Consider the following 19,784-nt stretch of genomic DNA (forward strand, 5'->3'; position numbering starts at 1 on the left):
CGCAGGGTAATCCGTTCCGTCTGCTCTGGAGGGGGCAACCAGGCAGGGTAGATTAATAAGCGATCGCCAACTTCTTGCGGTTGCCAGTATTGCTTCCAGCTACTTGCCCAATCTTCCTCATCAATTAAATGCCAATCCATCACCGGCATCGGCATTCCCACATTCAGCGCATCTTGACGCAGCCACAGAGACAGCGCCGCCAAATCTAATAACTGCGCTTGGAGTGCGGATAAATAACCACACACTAGGCGCGAGTGTCCTTTAACCTCAATGGATGTGCCGCGACAGCCAAATTTTTCCAGCCGCCAGAAAATTAAATCTTCTAAGGCTGGGTCGCAGAGAACTTGAATTTCCCACCAGGTGTTTGCCATACATCAGGGCTGAGGGCTGAGGACTAAGGACTGAGGTATGAGGGCTGAGGACTGAGGACTGAGGGGTGAGGACTGTTAGCCCAGTGGTGCGAAGCACTGGCTGAGGACTGAGGAAGGTTAGAACGTAGAACTTAGCAATAGAGAGTCAAGAGAAACTAAAAAGAATTTACTCTTTGTGTATCTCTTTTCTTCATCCTCAGTCCTCATACCTCAGTCCTCAGTCCTACATCCTCCATCCTCAGCACTTATAAAGTTACCGTATAGGCATCTCGAATGCCGGGAATCTTGAGAATTTCCGCCAAAATTCCCTCTGGTAGGGGATCGTCTAGGCTTAACACCATTACTGCATCGCCGCGCACGATTTTACGACCCACCTGCATACTGGCAATATTGACATTAAAACTGCCCAATAGGGAACCAATATTCCCGATAATTCCTGGCATATCGCGGTGCAGCGTAAACAGCATATTAGAAGTGGGGGGGACGTTGATGGGAAAATCATCAATGCTAGTGATCCGAATTTCGTTATCGCCCAATAAAGCACCAGTGACCGAGTGTTCTCCTAGGGAACCCTTTGCCGACAGTTGCAGCGAACCCGAATAATCTCGAATCGAGGCATCCCGCGTTTCAATCACGCGAATTCCCCGCTCCTTTGCCTCAATACTGGCATTCACGTAGTTCACTCGCTCTCTCAACGCTTGAGAGAGCAGCCCTTTCAGTGCTGCTACGATGAGAGGCTGACTTTGATTAGTTGCCAATTCTCCCTGCAAGCTGATATTCAACAACTCAATCCGTCCTCCAGCCAGTTGCCCGACCAAATGACCCAGAGTTTCCGCCAAGAGGAGATAAGGTCTGAGTTTTTCCAATACGTCAGGCCGCAACCCAGGAATATTCACGGCTGAACGCGCTGGTAGCCCCAGCAGAACGTCCCGAATCTGCTCGGCAACATCAATAGCGACATTTACCTGCGCTTCTGCTGTAGAGGCTCCCAGGTGGGGAGTGAGGATAAGATTTTTCCCCAGCGATCGCAACTCCGACTCGCCAAGCGGTTCTGTCTCAAAAACGTCCAACGCCGCCCCAGCAATTTTGCCAGCTTTTAACGCCTCCGCCAAGGCTGCCTCATCAATAATGCCACCACGGGCACAATTGATAATCCGAGTCGTGGGTTTCATTTTAGCGATCGCTTCGGCGTTAATCAGATGAGTCGTTTCTGGAGTTTTGGGGATGTGCAGGGTAATGTAATCGGATTCCTGAAACAGCATATCCAGATCGACTAGACGACAACCCAGTTCATCTGCCCGTTCTACCGAGATGAAGGGATCGTAAGCTAGCAGTTTCATCCCCATCGCTTTCGCAACGCTGGCGACATGAGAACCAATTTTCCCCAAACCGACAACACCCAGCGTTTTCTTGTAAACTTCAGCCCCGATAAAACTCTTGCGATCCCACTGACTGCTTTTCACCGACTGATTGGCTTCGGGGATATAACGGGAGAGCGATAGCATCATTGCCAAAGCGTGTTCTGCTGCTGCAATGGTGTTACCTTCGGGGGAATTGACGACGACAATTCCTTGTCGGGTGGCGGCTGGAACATCGACATTATCGACGCCAACTCCAGCACGACCAATAATTTTTAGCTGGGTGCCCGCTTCGATAATTTCTTTGGTGACATGGGTTCCAGAACGAATCATCAGAGCGTCATACTCTGGCATAATTCGCACCAGTTCTTCTGGAGAAAGACCTGTTTTAATGTCAACTTGGGCAACTTGGGAGAGGATATCTATTCCAACTTGGTCTATGGGATCGGAAACAAGAACCTTGGACATGATGGGCAGGTGAGTCTAAATAAAAATTCCATTACGACACGCACGCACGACCCCTAAAAGGTCAAAACCGCAAGTCGCGCGTTGCGTTGCATCCACTTCGCCAGGATAGCTCCCTTGCGTTACGCGATCGCGTGCCGGTAAAACCTTGGGAGCAAGCTTGCCTGATGGGAGCTGGCTTAGACATCGCGTCTAATCACTCTCCACCACGAACAATACAGGCAGAAGGTCATTTTAACTGTATCAGGTGTCTTTGTACGGCTGGTTGGCTGAAAGTTTTTAACTTTCATTCGCGTGGGCGAAGTGCTTCTTGCCGATGGCGGAACGAAACAAAACACAGCCAAAGATATCAGCTACCCATCGCACAAATGCGATCGCTTTCGCATATACCGCTCCTAGCGACTTCTCGCGCAAGTGCATCCTAATTACGGTAGAAGATTTGCTGTCCCTTGCACTGCTAGGCTTTAACTAAGGCTATCTCAGCATTTTACGAATCACCATGAATTATCTCGTTGCCGTACTGGCAGACCGCATCCAGGCAGAAGCCGCCTATTCCGCTTTAGAGAAAGAAGGCTTACCGATGAATAAAGTCAGTATCCTAGGCAGAGGATACAAAAGCGCGGATGAATTTGGCTTAATTGACCCCAACGAGCAAGCTAAAAAGCAATCAAAGCTGATGGCTTATTGGCTCATCCCCTTTGGATTTTTCGCTGGAATAGCTTTCAATATCACCACGGGTTTAGACACCTTTGCCTGGGCGGGTCCAATCGGCAATTACCTGATTGCTGGACTTTTAGGTGCCGCCTCCGGTGCGATGGGTAGCGTGTTTGTGGGGGGAGGAGTAGGCTTGGCACTGGGGAGTGGTGACGCCTTGCCTTACCGCAATCGCCTCAATGCAGGTAAGTATCTGATTGTTGTGAAAGCTTCCGAAACGATCATCCGCCAAGCGACTCGGATTCTCCGTCAGTTTGAACCCGAAAATATCCAAGGCTACATGGACTCAGGGGGTGTCTAGAACGGAAACCTCTCCCAACCTTTTGCCCTAGCTGGGTCTTCCATCTACGGACAGAGGAAGTAATAAACAGAACGTTGTTACTTTAAGTACCAGCCTGAGCGCAAGTCATTGGGAGCTGGTATTGATGCAAATATTGCTAACTTGTTTGGGAGTTGCGCTGGTCGGCTCGATTGTCGTTGATGTACTTTGGACAACAATCGCCGTTGGGGGTGGGGGGGGACCAATTACGTCTAGAGTGTCCAATTGCTTGTGGAAATTGCTCCTCCATCAACATCGCACCTCTCCCTCTCATCAGTTGCTTTCCATTGCAGGCTACAGCACCATTGTCATTTCTACGCTGCTGTGGATTTTGGTCACTTGGGCAGGATGGGTCTTAATTTTTAGCGCCAGCGATCGCTCTTTGGTTTCTGCGGATACAAAGCAGCCTGCTGACATCTGGGAGAAAATTTACTTTACAGGTTATACGTTAGTTACCCTCGGTCTCGGAGACTACCAACCCCAAGGAAAAATTTGGCAACTGGTGACAGCCGCAGCAGCAGCGAATGGGTTTTTCCTGATTACTCTGTCGATTACCTATCTGCTTTCTGTGGTGTCAGCCGGGACTCAGAAGCGACAGTTGGCAACCTACATTTCCTGTCTTGGCTATACTCCTACCGAAATCGTAACTAAAGCTTGGAATGGCAAAGATTTTGGGATGCTGTCTCAGCACTTAGTAGCGATCGCGCCCATGCTAGCCTTATACGGGCAAAGTCATTTCGCTTATCCGGTACTTCATTACTTTCATAGCACCAAGCGGGAGACAGCGGCGGAAGTTAACATAGCTGTCTTGGACGAGGCGCTGACCTTGCTCGAATCTGGAATTAAGCCGGAACATCGACCCGATGCGGTGGCGCTATACCCAGTGCGGCAAACCCTGTCAGTCTTTCTAGAAACCCTGACTTCTGCTTACATTAAGCCAGCCTCAGACGTGCCACCCCTGGCAGTTCTCGATGAGTTACGTGCGAATGGAATTCCCACTGTTAGCGATGAAGCCTTTGCATTAGAAGTCAGCAACTTGACGAGACGACGACGTTTGCTTCTCGCCTTAGTGAGAAACGACGGGTGGTCGTGGAAGGAGGTCGGGAATCGGTTTGGGTAAAGGGGAATGATTCAGTTTAACCAAGCGCGAGGAGCCGCTAAAAGCAGCATCCGCGAAAGCGATTGCACTCATCGCACTCTCCATCAGGTTTCGCTCCCAACGATAGAATCAAGAAAGTTTCACCTCAATCTAGCGTCTGCTGTATGTTGCCAAGGGAAGAACTCCTCAAAGGAGTCGAAAATCGAGAGACTGTCGCTCGTGTTATCGATCTAGCGGATCAAGCGATTAAGACGTGGGAAGTAGTCTTTACGGATTTTCTGTCTCCTCCAGAACTCGCTGAAATCCAGCAAGCGTTTAATCGGTTAACAGAAGTCCAACTGGTTGCCTGGGGAGGTTATCCGCAAGCTGAACGACAGCGGATTGCGATCGCGCGTGCAGAATTGCCCCTCGATTCGTCCCAAGTCTCGATTGCTGCTATCGATATTTCCGGGAATTTTTTGTTTGACCAAGCCACCCACCGAGACTTCCTCGGCGCGATGTTGGGGTGTGGGATCGTGCGAGAAAAGACTGGCGATGTAATTGTGCTGGGAGAGCAAGGAGCGCAGGCGATTGTTGTTCCAGAAATGGTGGAGTTTTTGGGAATGCATCTCAATCAGGTGCGTTCTGTCCCGGTAAAAACTCGGCAAATTGAGTTAAGCGAGTTAAAAATTCGGGAACCGAAAAAGAAAGAATTGACGACGGTTGAGGCTTCTTTGAGGTTGGATGCGATCGCTTCCGCTGGTTTTGGGATGTCTCGCAGCAAAATGGTTGATTTTATTGACGGCGGTGATGTGCGATTGAACTGGAAAGAAGTCACCCAGCCAAGTCATCTTCTGAAGTCTGGAGACTTAATTGCGATTCGCGGCAAAGGACGGTTAGAGGTTGGGGAAATTGCTGTCACTAAAAAGGAACGCTACCGCGTGCAACTCACAAGATTTATGTAAAAATTTCAATCTTGAATCTTCAACCCTAAGAATTAGATTTGCGATAGGCAAGAGATTAGTTGAACGAAGAGTGTTTTACTGTCTATAGCAATCCTATTTGAGTGGTGAGATGCTAGCGGTTCAGATCCCCGACTTCTCCAAGAAGTCGGGGATCTCGTCTTCACGAATCATTTAAGGTCGCTGATATGATTGCCATCTGAGTGATTTTCCAGTCAGTTGCGGGAACACTAACATGAGTTGCTGGGTGTAGCTTATGTCCCGTCTCAACAATCGCGCCTTTCAAATCCTCCGTGCAGAAGTGAAAAACTGTGCTGGTAATGACGCTTTGAGCCAAATGGAGCAGCGGATTGTACTGGAGGAATTAGAAAAACTGCGATCGCAACCAGGCTCACCTGCCTCCTTAGAAGAACTGCGGAAAATCGTCATCGCCACCTATGCAAACTTCAGCCAGAAGGCACTGCTAGCAGCAGCGAAAGCCAACCGTCCCCTGGGAATATTCGGCAAAATCAAATTAGCTGGCTGTGCGGTAGCTGGGGGGACTTTGTTGCTAGTTGGGGGAACAGGGACGCTTGTTTTGGCAATTTTGCTATCTCCCACAGCTCATCAGTCAGCGGGACAAAATGCTTCTATGAGTACAGAGGATCGCTATCAGGAAGCGATCGCATCTTTAGATCAAGCAGAAGAATTAATTAACCAAGCCAAGACCGCAGCAAGTTTGGCATTAGGTGAAAATAAATTAAGTAAAGCCAAAACACATATCGATTATCTACCTGTTTCAGATACAGTTTCTTCGCGGCGATACTCTTACAACCGCAAGGGTCGGCGCTATGTTAGCGGGTACGATACGCAGACAATCCCTAACGAGCAAACTGCCAATATTCGCTATAGATTTGAGCAAATCAAGTCCCAACTTTCTCAACAACAGCAGATTTTGGGGCGCACCAATACTTTAATTCAAGCCGCCAAACAATATGCTTTTGCTGCTGCTAAAACTGGGCAAAATCCACCTCATACTGCACAGCGGTGGCAACAAATTGAAAATTTGTGGTACAAAGCGATTGTCCAACTGCAAAACGTTCGGCTGGAAGACGTTGACTATGTGGAAGCGCAAAAGCTACTGGTAACGTACCAAATGAATTTAGACACTGTGCAAATTCGATTAAAAACAGAACGCGAGTCTCACGAAGCCTTCAATGATGCTCAGCAACAAATCAACGCTTTGCTTGCGTCGATACCCAAAGATAGTTCCCAAGCAGACCGCAACCAGATAGTCAGCCAGATGCAAAAAATAATCCATCGGTTGAAAATGGTCAAACCAGGAACAAGCGACTATCGAGAAACCCAACAACTGCTGCAATCGGCACAGAAAAAACTAAAAGCTGCTCAGCCATAGAATTGATTCTCCTAAGGCTGGTGTGTCATGGCGCGAGGAGCCGCTAGGAGAGGCATACGCGAAAGCGATCGCAACTTGATAAAATGCGATTAAGTTTACCAGCTAAAAGCCGAACGGCTGATAGCTAAGGGCTGGTGTGCCATGCGCGATTCTGATTTTACAGATGTTTTACAGTGGACGCCGGAAGCAAAGGCAAAGCTGAAAAATATTCCTTTTTTTGTTCGTTCCCAAGCGCGTCAGCGAATTGAGCAAATCGCTCGTGCAGGGGGTTTGGAAGTTGTCACGGGTGAGTTAGTGGAGCAGGCGCGGCTAGAATTTGGGCAGTGAGCGATCGCGCTGCCATACTTCTCGGAGCATACAAACCTCATCCTCATGGGTCATTTCCGAACTAGAAAATGGGAAATTTATAGCTCTTTCTGGGGTAAGGGAGAAGTTAACTAAGAAGTATGCGATCGTAGTCTTCAACTCTCTTCTAAATTCATCGCCGCTAGAAAAGCTTGCTGACTCACTGTTTGATAAACGGTGTCTAAATATTGCATCACCGGCTGACTAGAACCAGATGCTAGGGAAATCGATCCCAGTACATTTAATACAGTGTCGCCAGTAGGTGCAATTACCACCAGCGAAGAATCCAGCGGTTCGTCGTATTGCCAGAATTGCTCAATTTTCAGCGGGGTTGCTGGTAGGGATGAAGTACCCTCTCCCGATGGCTGGGATGTCTCCTCTGTGGTAATTTCAGTCTCAGAAGTTTCAGCGGTACCGCGTCTTAGCTTGCGTAAGGTATCGAGGATTTGTTCTTTCGTGCGTCCCCGCAACTGGAAGATGACGAAAGGATCTTCACTGAAGCGATCGCCTAACTGATAATAAACTGCACCAATGTGTTTGCAGGGAATTTCTTTATCCGGGCAACTGCACCGTGCATGGATATCAGACAAAGTAAAGGGAAATATACTCAAACCATTGGCGGTAAACACTTCTTGAATGTTAGGCGGCATTTCTCCCGCCAATAATTGGGCAGAAAAAATCGCCCGTTGAGACATCGTTTCAATTACGTAATCCCACTGTTCATCCGTAAAAGGGTCTAGGGATAGGGAAACTTGATAGGGTTCCGGTGCCGTACCTTGCACTTTTGCTAACACCTTTGGACCTTTAAACTCAATGCCGAGAACATTTCCCTGCATTGCGTAATTTCGTGCCCTTTCCAATCGCTTTTTGAAGCGGGACTTTTCTAATAGATCGATCCATTCTTGAACCCACCATTCGCGGCTTTGAATTTCGTAATTATTCATATTATTGCTTATTTGTTATCCGTCATTTATCCAGAAAATCTACCTAGCGAGTGATGACTCTGAACTAGCTCATTCATCATCAATTACAGCAGTCCTATCCAGCAGTAATAAATTGCGGAGTTGGTCAGTATTCAGTTCTGTAATCCACTGTTCACCAGCACCCACAACTTGTTCTGCCAATGCTTTTTTACTTTCAATCATTTCATTAATTCTTTCTTCTAGGGTGCCCGTACAAGTAAATTTATGTACCTGCACATTCCGGGTTTGACCAATCCGAAATACCCGATCCGTTGCCTGATTTTCGACGGCTGGGTTCCACCAACGGTCGAAATGAAAGACATGATTCGCACGGGTTAAATTGAGACCCGTTCCCCCAGCTTTTAAAGAAAGAATAAAGATTCTCGGACCTTCTGGGTCGTTCTGGAATCGGTCAATCATTTCCTCCCGTTGTTGTTTGCGGGTGCCTCCATATAAAAACAGGGTTTGCCAGCCTAGATGTTTCTCTAAATAAGGTTGCAGAAGTTTTCCCCACTCGGCAAATTGAGTGAAAATCAAAGCGCGATCGCCTTCTAATAAAGCTTCCTCCAACATCTCTTCTAAACGCTGAAGTTTGCCAGAGCGACCCTGTGCTACCAGTTCTTTTTCCTTTAAATATTGGGCGGGATGGTTGCAGATTTGCTTTAACTTTATCAACAAAGCTAAAATGATTCCCTTCCGTTGCACGCCCTCACTGGCTTCAATTTCAACTAGCGATTCTTCCACCAATTTTTGATAGAGTGCAGCTTGTTCGGCAGAGAGTCCGCAGAATACAGTCATTTCCTGCTTTTCGGGCAAATCTTGAATGATATTGCGATCGCTTTTCAGGCGTCGCAGGATAAAAGGACTCACCAGCGATCGCAATGTCTGCAACGAAGCCACATCTCCATATTTTTCAATCGGCAAGGCAAACCGGCGTTGAAAGAAATCTCGCGTTCCCAAATACCCCGGATTCAGGAAATCTAAAATTGACCACAATTCTGCCAAGCGATTTTCCACTGGCGTTCCTGTCAGCGCAATCCGGAATCCTGCTTTTAACTGACGCACTGCTTGCGATTGCTTCGCCTGGGGATTCTTAATATTTTGAGCTTCATCCAGCACCACACCCCGCCAAGAAACACTTTGAAGGTCTTTGGCATCCCGAAACGCCAGTGAATAACTGGTAATGACCAAGTCTTTGCCCTTAACGGCTTTTGCCAGCGCTTTCCCTTTCGGTCGTTTATCCCCGTGATGGACGACAACTTTCAGCGTAAGGCCAAATTTCTTAACTTCTCGTTCCCAGTTCCCCAAAACTGAAGTCGGGCAAACTAATAGCGTCGGTGCTTCTAATTTCTCTCCTTCTTGTAAATTCAGCAGAAAGGCGATGCATTGAATTGTTTTTCCCAATCCCATATCGTCTGCGAGGCAAGCTCCCAAACCCCAGCGTTCGAGGAAAGAGAGCCAGCCGACGCCCCGCGCTTGATAAGGTCGCAATTGCCCCTGGAAATTGGCAGGAGGCGCGATCGCTTCCACCGCCTGATTATTGGTTAAAGTTGTTAGCAACTGCTGAAGCGGCCCTGCTGCCTCAAAGCTAACCACCGGAAGTTTTTCGATTACCTTAGTATCGCCGGTACTCAGCCGCAGAGCATCTTCTAAGGAAAGAGCCATTTGGTCTTTGGGCGTTGCTAGCAGCAACTGAGCGGCTTTCACATCGGAGGGTTGCAGGGCTATCCACTCCCCATTCACTTGCACTAGCGGACTTTGCAGAGCGATTAGGCGGTCAAATTCTTGTTTAGAAATCGTGCGATCGCCAATTGCTAATTCCCACTCGAAAGACAGCCAGCTTTGCAATCCCGACTGACCTTTGCCCGGTGTGGTGCTAGAGCGAATTTTCAGCCCCAAGTGCCTATTTTCTCCCTCCGCAGGCATCAGACTAGACGGCATCACGACTCCCAATCCACTGTCTTTGAGTCGCCATGCACCCGCCTTGATAAATTCGTATACCTGTACGGGTGTCAAGCGACAAGACTGTGGGCGACGTTCATGCAAGCTGGATTCAATGGGAGGATAAAGTCGGGCACCCAGACCTAAGCCACTCAGAAAAGTCTCCTGATGATGCTCAATTGTGCGACCTTTGAAGACCAAACGCTCTAAGGGATGGTTCCAGATAGTTTCTGCATTCACCAAAAATTCTGGGTCGCCCGTTGCCTGGAGAAAGTATTCTAAACTCCAATTCTCATCACCTGTATCAGGTGGTTGGAGAAGGAAACAGGTGCGAAATCGGTTTTGTTGGTATTGGCGGGTTCTCAATTCCCCGCTAGCGAACACCGGGGCGAGTAAATGATCTCGTACTGGCGATGTCCAAGTCTGAAAGGCTGCTTCCAAGCGTCCAATTGCCGCCGGTTCTGTTTTGAGGGTATTGGATGCGGTAGAAAGGGCTTGCAACCACTCCTGCACTATCGGTTCTACTGCGGGTAAGGCAGAATTCCCAGCACTCGAACGCACTTGTGCGTCGATCGCACTGCCTAAGAATCCTAAGAGTAATTCCTTGGGTTCTTCTGGATCTAGTTGTTCTTTAGGTTTTTCTTTACCACTAACCTCCGAGTGTTGATAAGTGCGGCAGGCAGAGGGCATGAGCTGGGTAAACTTTTCCAAACGCGCTTGATCTAACCCACTATCGAGTAGAGGTTGCCAAGCGGCGACAACAGTACCATCTGACTGCCGATGCAGGGTTGGTAAAAACTTAGATCGCACCAGAAGATCCAAAATCCAGCGGCTAACCTGTGCCCAAAAGCGTAAATCTCCCCCGACATAAGTATCAGATGCTTGAAAAGAGCCAAGGGGCAACGCTTGCAAAAATTGTATGGCTTCCAGAGGATCGAGACATAGCCCTTCAACTTGCCAGAGGTGTAAGGATAAGGTTGAAGCATCCGCACCGTCTGAAAGCATTTTGGTGGATAGCAGTGGGCAAACTGGATCTCCTGCCTCTATTTGGGTGGGCAAAGCGATCGCTTTCTTGTGCCATTTCTCATTAGCCCGACTTTTCGCATGGCTGCGCGATTCACCAAAGAGACTACGCGATCGCAAAAAAGCGATTAATTCTACCTGCGTCATCGCCATCGGATGGGATGCCACTGTATCGGGTTGGGAAGACATCGCAGGCGTCATGGGTCGCCAAATTTCTCCCCAAACAAATAGATAACCACCCTGAGGTTGAATGAGCCAACTACCGTGTAAAATTGCCATGTTTAAAAGCTTTTTTTGTGAGAATTAACTCAATTTATTAACGTTTATTAGAGCAGAAATTAGCAATTAGATAATTCGATGCTTTTTCCTTAGCTAAATTAAAGGCATCACTTTTTACAAGTTTTACTTAAAAATTAAAATTTATTTACTTTTTTAACGACCTTCTTGCCAAATGGGATTAAAGCCGAACTCGACCAGATGTTTCCTTCTAAGCAAGATGCAGTCAGAGAATTACTGAATCTGATTATTATTGAGGGTCAAACTTATCGCAAAAGTAAACCTCTATCCAAAGTAGAATTTGCTGCCTACTGGATGACCCACGATGCTTTTGTTGCCACCGACAACCACACTAAATCCACCAACGCCGATGAAAATCTTGGGAGCTTTACTATCTCAAGCCCAACTTTCCCGGACGGTGCAGCTACATCTGCAATGCTGGATTTATTGTACAACCTGCTTGAGCGGGGTCAAGGCATGAGTAGGTTGATGGAGATCAATGCTAGAAATATCTGCCGTTAAGGGTTACACGGCGATGATGTTCAATTTTGTCTTGGCAATTAACACGCCTTCTATCCGATTGTGACAATCTTTAATATTTGAGAGAATCGGGCGGATTCTGAGCGCTGCACATTTATTTGATGGACTATCTCAGGGACGAGTAGGAGACGTCCTAAAGATGTACCGCTCTTTGCGCTAATTTATCAGCCGTCAGTTGTTATCGTCGATCCTCTGCGCCCTTACTCCTCTGTCCGTCCTCGTCTCCGGAATGCCGTCATCTACACTAAAGGCACCACCAGTACCTAAGTGCTACGATTGCGAAAGATAAAGAAAAATGATAGAAGGACAAAGTACCGCATGGTAGAGCTAGACAAGTCAATATCCTTTGATGGACGGGATATTCGACTGAAGGTGGGTTTGCTTGCCCCTCAAGCTGGGGGTTCAGTTTTAATTCAGTCAGGAGACACCGCAGTTTTAGTCACGGCGACTCGCTCCGGAGGCCGAGAAGGCATTGATTTCCTGCCGTTAATGGTAGATTACGAAGAAAGGCTTTATGCAGCCGGTCGGATTCCCGGTGGTTTCTTGCGACGAGAAGGGCGTCCCCCCGAAAAAGTAACGCTCACGGGTCGTTTGATCGACCGTCCCCTGCGTCCATTATTTCCTTCCTGGCTGAGAGATGACATTCAGGTAGTAGCAACCACGCTGTCGATGGATGAGCAGGTACCGCCGGATGTTCTGGCGGTAACAGGTGCTTCAATTGCGGTGCTTTTAGCACAGATTCCCTTCCAAGGACCGATGGCAGCGGTGCGGGTTGGTTTGGTGGGGGATGATTTTATTATCAATCCTACCTACGCCGAGATTGAGGCGGGGGATTTGGATCTGGTGGTGGCAGGCTCTCCAGATGGCGTGATTATGGTCGAAGCTGGAGCGAATCAGCTGCCAGAACAGGATGTCATTGAGGCGATTGATTTCGGCTATGAGGCGGTGCGCGACTTGATTGAGGCGCAGCGAGAACTCATGGCAGCACTGGGGATTGAATTGGTTCAAGAAATCCAGCCGGAAGTCGATTCGACCCTAGAGAATTTTATTCGCGATCGCGCGACTGCCCAAATCAAAGAAGTCCTCTCCAAATTTGAACTGGACAAAAATAGCCGCGATGCTCTTTTAGATCAGATCAAAGAGACACAAATCCTGGCAGCGATCGCAGAATTAGCCGAAGACGACCCCATCCGAGTGGCTTCTGCGGCTAACTCTAAAGCAGTGAGTAACGTCTTTAAAGACATTACCAAGAAGCTGATGCGCCGTCAGATTGTCGAAGACAGCGTCCGGGTAGATGGTCGCAAGCTTGATGAAGTACGCCCTGTCTCTTGTCGCGTGGGTCTGTTGCCCAATCGGGTTCATGGTAGCGGTTTGTTTAACCGAGGACTGACCCAGGTGTTATCTGTTTGTACTCTCGGCACCCCAGGCGATGCCCAGGATCTTGCAGATGACCTGCATCCAGAAGATGAAAAGCGCTATTTACATCACTATAATTTTCCGCCCTTTTCTGTTGGGGAAACCAAGCCGATGCGGGCACCCGGTCGTCGGGAAATTGGTCACGGGGCACTAGCCGCACGGGCAATAGTGCCAGTGTTACCGCCGAAGGAAGACTTCCCCTACGTGATTCGGGTGGTGTCTGAAGTTCTTTCTTCTAATGGTTCCACATCGATGGGTTCGGTGTGTGGTTCCACCCTGGCTTTGATGGATGCTGGCGTGCCCATTGCGAAGCCGGTGAGTGGCGCAGCAATGGGACTGATTAAAGAAGGCGAGGAAGTTCGCATTCTGACTGATATTCAGGGCATTGAAGATTTCTTAGGTGACATGGACTTTAAGGTGGCAGGTACCGATACTGGTATCACTGCCTTGCAAATGGACATGAAGATCAGCGGACTGCCTCTGGATATCATTGCCAAAGCCGTCGAGCAAGCAAAGGGCGCTAGGCTGCACATTTTAGAGAAAATGCTGGCAACCATTGATCAGCCCCGCACCGAGATGTCACCTTATGCACCTCGCTTGCTAACGCTCAAGATTGAGCCAGAACTCATTGGCATGGTCATCGGACCTGGAGGCAAGATGATTAAGAGCATCACTGAAGAAACGGGTGCCAAAATCGACATTGAGGATGATGGCACGATCACGATTTCAGCAGTAGATGGCGAGAAGGCGAAGAAAGCCCGCAACATCATCCAAGGGATGACGCGGAGGCTGAATGAGGGTGATGTATACGCTGGTCGCGTAACCCGGATTATTCCAATTGGGGCGTTTGTGGAAGTGCTTCCCGGAAAAGAAGGGATGATCCACATTTCTCAACTTGCTGATTACCGAGTCGGTCGCGTCGAAGATGAAGTGGCTGTCGGGGATGAAGTCATTGTCAAGGTACGGGAAATTGATAGCAAAGGTCGGATTAATCTGACGCGCTTGGGGATTCACCCAGATGAAGCGGCAGCTGCTCGTGAAGCGGCAGCAAGTCGCTAAAAAAAGCAATTAGCGATTAGCTGTTAGCGATTGGGAACTGAAATTGCTAACAGCTAATCGCTGAACCGAGCTTTTTTCCTCAACAACTACTATTCCATTCGGTTATTAAATCTAATCTAATTATCCCGTAGCTATAGCAATCCTATTTGAGTTGCAAGCTAGGAGTTCAGATTCCTGACTTCTTCGATAAGTCGAATATCTCGCGTTTGAAAATGATTTAGCACCGAGCTATAAAAACTATAATTAGATGAATCATAGCAACAGTAAAGAGTTGTTTCTAGTAGTCTTTAACTCTTAGTTATGAGTTGGTTGATATTGAACGAATGACTGAAGGTTAAAGATGTAGAAAGCTTTTATTAATAACGAGTTGCATTTCTTGTCGTGTAGGTTAATGCCGTGCGCGAACGTTCGCTAACAAAAGTTAGCTGATGGTTTTTTTACTTAGCCCAATGTACTCTATCGACCCCATCCGCCCACATCAAATGCTTGACTCGTAAGTCTGACGATTGGAGGGTAAGTATAGATATCATTATCGTATATTAAAAAACATCTATCTTAAGGTAGGTTGACGATTTTTAAATTGTAGTGTTAAGGTTGCAGTCAGTCTACATAAGTCAGCCTAATCCAGTATCTCACTTTAAAAAACGTACCTTATCTAATTAAGGTGAAGCTGGAGCGGAGGAACCAAATTTTGGGGCTTATCGATGAGAGATTAAAAATTAAAAATAGTAATCCTAATTTTTAATTTTGCATTCTTAATTTCTCAGAGAGGGACATCTCTCAGTCCTCGCCCGTCAGCTAACTCCGTCGGCATTGAGAGGAGACTGAAGAGTCAGCAATTTTGTAGAATTTGCGCGATCTCATCAGTGTCCTTGGCTGGTATCTGTTCGCTTCGTTGTACCTGCCCTCGACTATGAGTAGAGGCACATTTCGTGCTTCAACTGCTGGCGTAGGAGAGCAGGTGCGCTAGCTATGAGGAGAAAATCAACCGATGTTACTGACTGACAAAAATCGTATCGCCTTAATTTCGGTAGATGGCGATCCAGCGGTAGAAATTGGGCAAGAAGAAGCTGGAGGTCAAAATGTCTATGTGCGTCAAGTAGGATTAGCACTCGCTGAGCAAGGTTGGCAGGTGGATATGTTCACTCGCCGCAGCACTCCGGATCAACTGGATGTCGTTCAGCATACGCCTAACTGCCAGACAATCCGATTAGCCGCTGGGCCAGCCCAATTCATGAGTCGGGATCGGCTTTTCGGCTATTTACCAGAGTTTGTTGAACAATTCCAGGCATTCCAGCAGCGTGAAGGTTTGCAATATACCCTGGTGCATACCAATTATTGGTTGTCATCTTGGGTGGGAATGGAACTGAAAAAGCACCAACCTTTGAAGCAGGTACATACATATCACTCTCTGGGTGCAGTGAAGTATCGTACAGTTTCCGAGATTCCAGCGATCGCTTCCACACGGCTAGCAGTTGAAAAAGCGTGTTTGGAAACAGTGGATCGAGTGATTGCTACCAGTCCGCAAGAAGAAGATCAAATGCGATCGCTTGTTTCCACGATCGGACAGATTGAAATGATTCCCTGCGGTACAGATATCGTTAAATTTGGTTCCACTCAGCGCCAAGAAGCACGCCAACAGCTAGGAATTGCCAGCGACGCCAAAGTAGTGCTGTATGTGGGTCGTTTCGATCGGCGCAAGGGAATTGAAACGCTAGTCAGAGCCGTAGCAAAATCAAGCTTACGCAAGTCTTGCGACCTAAAGCTCCTCATCGCAGGCGGAAGCCGTCCGGGACAGAGTGACGGCATTGAACGCGATCGCATTGAGAAAATCGTAGCTGAAGAAGGCATTGGCGATCTCACTTGCTTCCCCGGTCGTGTGGAAGATAACGATTTGCCTCTCTACTACTCAGCTGCCGATGTGTGTGTTGTCCCCAGTCATTACGAACCCTTCGGTTTAGTTGCCATTGAAGCAATGGCTACCCGGACGCCGGTAATTGCAAGTAATGTAGGCGGCTTGCAGTTTACCGTAGTGCCAGAGGTAACGGGTTTACTGGTACCTCCCAAAGATGAAGTCGCCTTTGGACAGGCGATTGACCGCATCCTAGCCGATCCCGATTGGCGAGACCAATTAGGCCAAATGGGTCGCCAACGGGTAGAAATTGCCTTTAGCTGGAATAGCGTGGCATTACGACTCAGCCATCTGTACACCAAATTACTGTGCCAAGCTGCTGTTGAATCTACGAGCAAACCGCAGCTAGTCGCTTGAGATTTTTTCCCCTGAAAAGTGCTGAGTCCTTTGGGATGGGATTTTAATCCCGATAGCGAGCAAGAAAAGGCACTAGAAAAGAGTTTCCATCCAACGTTGTGAGCTTTCAGTGTATAAGCGTTTCTTGCAATAAAAACAATCAATCTTCTTTGTTCCTTGCAAGGAGGAAATGAGACTCCCTCTTCGTTTCCGAAAGTTAGGACAGGTTCTCAATATTTTTGCAAGAACTCTATTCCCCAACCCTAAACAAATTTATTCCAAATCGATGGATTGTCGGTAAAAGCGGGATATCCATCCAATCATTTGAGAGCAATTCAAGTAGTAAGAAAACGGCAAATCACAAAATTAGGAGAGTTGAAATCATGCTGAATATCGGAGATAGCGTACTACATAAGAAAACCGGACGCTCAGGCAAGGTTTTTGGCTATGGCTATCAGATGGTTAATAGCACATACTTACCAACACTTATTGTCAGAGTAGTTGAAGCTGCAAGTTTAAGCCAGAAGAGTTTTGTAGAAGATTTGTCTTCGTCATGGATTCTGAAGGAAGAAGCTTCTCGGCTCTCGGCAAAGACTGCACGATAGAGCCTAGCACTGCTGCATTTGTGCTTTGAGCGCTCGCTCAAAACAAAACTCGGTCAGAAACTGACCGAGTTTTGTATTTTTGTCAAATATTTAGTTGTGAAAAAACCACTAATCCCATTTAACGTTATTCGGCAAAATCGCGTTGTCGAGAGCCGCATCCTTCAAGTTAGCATTTATCAAGTTAGCCTCTCTCAAATTGGCACTACTTAAGTCTGCTTTCTGGAGATCGGCGCTATTTGCAAATACACCCGTTAAATTAGCTTTTTCCAGATTAGCCTGCGTTAGATCGGCACCTTCTAAGTTGGCATTCGCTAGGTTAGCTCCCTGCAAGTTTGCCCCTCTCAAATCAGCCCCAGTGAGATGGGCACTTACAAGATTGGCTCCTTTCAAGTCGCAGTTCTGACATTGCTTAGTTTCGATTAATCGTCTGACATGAGCGGGATTTTCGGCTCGGACGGGAGCAACTAAGCCTAAGGGAAGCAGAATCGCTGCGGCTGCTAAAAATTTTAGTTTCATATTTACTCCAATAATTTAAGTTTTTTATTTACGTTCTGGTATAATTTTAAACCTATGTTTTTTTGAGAAACATCCTACGATAGGGGGGAATCTTTCGGGTAAATACCCACCTAAAGTAATAAAAAGATTTTTGAAGTGAGTAGCGGCTAAGAGCAGCATCCCCAGAGCGATCGCTCCTGCGGATCGAGTGTTGGCGTGCAAGGATTGCGGGGTGAAATTATCGCGTCGCTTGACATTTGCGCTTTTAGCGACCAGAAAGTGTAAATGCGATCGCCTTTAAAGCAGGGGTTCCCCCGCCGTACTAAACTGGAGGTTACAGTTTTTAGCATTCTGAACTTGACTGAGTTAGCTGTGCGGAAAATAGTTATTGCCGGTAATTGGAAAATGTACAAAACTCAGACCGAGAGTCTGGAGTTTTTGCAAGGATTCATGTCTCACCTAGAAGAAACCCCAGACGAGCGGGAAGTAGTCCTAGCGGCTCCTTTCACTGCTTTGAGCATCATGTCTAAAAATCTGCACGGTAGCCGCGTGCAGCTGGGTGCCCAAAACATCCACTGGGAAGAAATGGGAGCCTACACAGGTGAAATTGCCGGACCCATGCTGACAGAAATTGGGGTGCGTTTCGTAATTGTGGGTCATAGCGAACGGCGTCAATACTTTGGCGAAACCGATGAAACTGTGAACCTACGGCTGAAAGCAGCGCAACGCTACGGTTTAACGCCCATTCTCTGCGTCGGCGAAACCAAGCAACAACGCGATGCAGGTGAAACAGAATCCCTGATTTCTACCCAACTGAAAAAAGGCTTGGTTGACGTTGATCAAGAGAACCTGGTTATTGCCTACGAACCTATTTGGGCAATTGGTACTGGCGACACCTGCGAGTCAAAAGAAGCAAATCGGGTGATTGGCTTGATTCGCACTCAATTGACAAATCCAAATGTCTCGATTCAGTACGGTGGCTCGGTCAAGCCCAATAATATTGATGAAATCATGGCGCAGCCAGAAATCGATGGGGCTTTGGTCGGGGGAGCCAGTCTGGAGGCTGCCAGTTTTGCCCGAATTGTCAACTTTCAAAAAGGATAAGGATGTTAGCGAAGCGGCGCTTTCTTCGCCGGATGACGGATGAATCAATCCAAAATCCAAAATAGCTTGACCCTGCGGGGTCAAACTTTTGACTGGGGACAGCGCACTTATTTAATGGGTGTGTTGAATGTGACGCCTGATAGTTTTAGTGACGGCGGAGACTTTAACACGCTAGGAGACGCCTTGGCTCAGGCTAAGCATCTTGTGGCAGCCGGAGCCAATATCCTCGATGTGGGGGGACAATCAACCCGCCCCGGAGCCGCCCAAATCTCTCTGGAAGAGGAATTGGATCGGGTGCTACCAGTAGTGCAAGCCCTCCGAAAGGGTGCAGAAGGAAAGATCGAGGATGACTCCGATTCTGCGGTAGGAGTCATAGAATCTGCTCAACACAGCAATCCCTTATCCCACCCTCCGGGATACATCCCTCATCCTTCTGAGGTTCCGATTTCCGTGGATACAACACGGGCATCTGTGGCACGGGCAGCGATTGGGGCGGGGGCTGATATCGTCAATGATATTTCCGGCGGTACTTTCGACCCGGAGATGTTTGCTGTGGTGGCAGAGTTGGGAGTCCCCATTGTGTTGATGCACATCCGAGGGACGCCAGCTACCATGCAGCAGATGACGAATTATCAGGACTTGATGGGGCAAATCTCCGAGTTTTTGTCAAGTCAAATTGAGCAAGCGATCGCATCTGGCATCGATCGCTCAAAAATTATCATCGATCCCGGCATTGGCTTTGCCAAAACTTACGAGCAAAGTTTGGAAATTCTGCAACGCCTGCCGATGTTGCATTCTTTAGGTGTTCCTTTGTTAGTGGGACCATCCCGGAAAAGTTTTATCGGGCGGATTTTAAATCAACCCGATCCCAAAGGCAGAGTGTGGGGAACGGCGGCGGCTTGTTGCGGAGCGATCGCGGGAGGTGCTGATATCCTCCGAATTCACGATGTCCAACCTATGCACGACGTTTGTCGCGTCGCGGATGCCATTTTCAGAAAACAAAAATAGAAAAGCTAAGAGCGATCGCTGTCTTGAAATGCCTTAAAAAGTGATGTTTTTAATTTCAAATCAGATCGACTCTTAAAACTCTTTTCATTTTTGTTTTTA

18 protein-coding genes and 1 riboswitch are annotated in these 19,784 nt (G+C 47.7%); of the genes, 12 read left to right on the top strand and 6 right to left on the bottom strand.

The features are described from left to right. Together NDA06_RS17120 and serA are read right to left on the bottom strand one after the other, a co-directional pair. Positions 1-371: 50S ribosomal protein L11 methyltransferase (locus NDA06_RS17120; protein WP_348251787.1), on the bottom strand; the 371-nt coding region annotated here is incomplete at its 3' end. 245 nt (positions 372-616) lie between these two features. Beyond that, positions 617-2,197, bottom strand: coding sequence for a phosphoglycerate dehydrogenase (gene serA / locus NDA06_RS17125; RefSeq protein WP_190411818.1), 1,581 nt, complete (start codon positions 2,195-2,197; stop codon positions 617-619). A gap of 86 nt (positions 2,198-2,283) precedes the next feature. On the opposite strand from serA, the gene NDA06_RS17130 reads away from it, so the two are divergent. The 6 genes from NDA06_RS17130 to NDA06_RS17155 all read left to right on the top strand — a co-directional run bounded on the left by NDA06_RS17130 (position 2,284) and on the right by NDA06_RS17155 (position 6,990). Next, positions 2,284-2,619, top strand: coding sequence for a hypothetical protein (locus NDA06_RS17130; protein ID WP_190985391.1), 336 nt, complete (start codon positions 2,284-2,286; stop codon positions 2,617-2,619). 74 nt (positions 2,620-2,693) lie between these two features. Next, entirely contained in the window at positions 2,694-3,209 is a 516-nt protein-coding gene (locus tag NDA06_RS17135; RefSeq protein ID WP_190985390.1) for a hypothetical protein, read from the top strand. 124 nt (positions 3,210-3,333) lie between these two features. Beyond that, positions 3,334-4,347 (top strand): ion channel, encoded by a 1,014-nt coding sequence (locus NDA06_RS17140; RefSeq protein WP_190985389.1) that lies wholly within the window; start codon positions 3,334-3,336, stop codon positions 4,345-4,347. A 143-nt stretch (positions 4,348-4,490) separates the two neighbouring features. Further along, positions 4,491-5,270, top strand: coding sequence for a photosystem II S4 domain protein (locus tag NDA06_RS17145; RefSeq protein ID WP_190536819.1), 780 nt, complete (start codon positions 4,491-4,493; stop codon positions 5,268-5,270). A gap of 253 nt (positions 5,271-5,523) precedes the next feature. Next, the gene (locus tag NDA06_RS17150) at positions 5,524-6,663 is read left to right on the top strand and encodes a hypothetical protein (protein ID WP_190985388.1); all 1,140 of its coding nucleotides are present in this window, start codon (positions 5,524-5,526) and stop codon (positions 6,661-6,663) included. Positions 6,664-6,804: 141 nt separating this feature from the next. Then, positions 6,805-6,990, top strand: a complete 186-nt coding sequence (locus NDA06_RS17155; protein WP_190411824.1) for a PCP reductase family protein — start codon at positions 6,805-6,807, stop codon at positions 6,988-6,990. 134 nt (positions 6,991-7,124) lie between these two features. On the opposite strand, the gene NDA06_RS17160 is transcribed toward NDA06_RS17155, so the two are convergent. Beyond that, the gene (locus tag NDA06_RS17160; RefSeq protein WP_190985387.1) at positions 7,125-7,952 is read right to left on the bottom strand and encodes an SWIM zinc finger family protein; all 828 of its coding nucleotides are present in this window, start codon (positions 7,950-7,952) and stop codon (positions 7,125-7,127) included. A gap of 69 nt (positions 7,953-8,021) precedes the next feature. Then, on the bottom strand, positions 8,022-11,213 hold the full coding sequence (locus NDA06_RS17165; protein WP_190985386.1) for a DEAD/DEAH box helicase: 3,192 nt from the start codon (positions 11,211-11,213) through the stop codon (positions 8,022-8,024). Positions 11,214-11,378: 165 nt separating this feature from the next. Here NDA06_RS17165 and NDA06_RS17170 point away from each other — a divergent pair, with 165 nt between their 5' ends. The 4 genes from NDA06_RS17170 (at position 11,379) to NDA06_RS17185 (ending at position 17,078) form a co-directional block, all read left to right on the top strand. Beyond that, positions 11,379-11,732, top strand: a complete 354-nt coding sequence (locus NDA06_RS17170; protein ID WP_199324039.1) for a hypothetical protein — start codon at positions 11,379-11,381, stop codon at positions 11,730-11,732. Between the two features lie 336 nt (positions 11,733-12,068). After that, the gene (locus tag NDA06_RS17175; protein WP_190431719.1) at positions 12,069-14,225 is read left to right on the top strand and encodes a polyribonucleotide nucleotidyltransferase; all 2,157 of its coding nucleotides are present in this window, start codon (positions 12,069-12,071) and stop codon (positions 14,223-14,225) included. A 637-nt stretch (positions 14,226-14,862) separates the two neighbouring features. Further along, a riboswitch (cyclic di-AMP (ydaO/yuaA leader) is annotated at positions 14,863-15,053 on the top strand. A 163-nt stretch (positions 15,054-15,216) separates the two neighbouring features. Continuing rightward, positions 15,217-16,494, top strand: coding sequence for a glycosyltransferase family 1 protein (locus tag NDA06_RS17180; RefSeq protein WP_190529517.1), 1,278 nt, complete (start codon positions 15,217-15,219; stop codon positions 16,492-16,494). Positions 16,495-16,712: 218 nt separating this feature from the next. Beyond that, positions 16,713-17,078 (top strand): hypothetical protein, encoded by a 366-nt coding sequence (locus NDA06_RS17185; RefSeq protein ID WP_242031478.1) that lies wholly within the window; start codon positions 16,713-16,715, stop codon positions 17,076-17,078. Positions 17,079-17,186: 108 nt separating this feature from the next. Here the strand turns inward: NDA06_RS17185 and NDA06_RS17190 are convergent, their stop codons facing one another. Together NDA06_RS17190 and NDA06_RS17195 are read right to left on the bottom strand one after the other, a co-directional pair. Next, a complete protein-coding gene (locus tag NDA06_RS17190; protein ID WP_190411830.1) occupies positions 17,187-17,594 on the bottom strand; it encodes a pentapeptide repeat-containing protein in 408 nt (135 codons plus the stop codon). A gap of 146 nt (positions 17,595-17,740) precedes the next feature. Next, complete coding sequence (locus tag NDA06_RS17195; protein WP_190411831.1) at positions 17,741-17,923, bottom strand: hypothetical protein; 183 nt, start codon at positions 17,921-17,923, stop codon at positions 17,741-17,743. 22 nt (positions 17,924-17,945) lie between these two features. Here NDA06_RS17195 and tpiA point away from each other — a divergent pair, with 22 nt between their 5' ends. Together tpiA and folP are read left to right on the top strand one after the other, a co-directional pair. Further along, positions 17,946-18,677 carry a triose-phosphate isomerase gene (tpiA, locus tag NDA06_RS17200; protein ID WP_190411832.1) on the top strand — a complete coding sequence of 244 codons (732 nt, stop codon included), beginning with the start codon at positions 17,946-17,948 and terminating at the stop codon, positions 18,675-18,677. 54 nt (positions 18,678-18,731) lie between these two features. Further along, positions 18,732-19,685 (top strand): dihydropteroate synthase, encoded by a 954-nt coding sequence (folP, locus tag NDA06_RS17205; RefSeq protein WP_347277018.1) that lies wholly within the window; start codon positions 18,732-18,734, stop codon positions 19,683-19,685. The last annotated feature ends 99 nt before the right edge of the window (positions 19,686-19,784 follow it).

Origin of the sequence: Trichocoleus sp. ST-U1 (genome assembly GCF_039961835.1) — a bacterium.
Taxonomy (GTDB): domain Bacteria; phylum Cyanobacteriota; class Cyanobacteriia; order Cyanobacteriales; family FACHB-T130; genus FACHB-T130.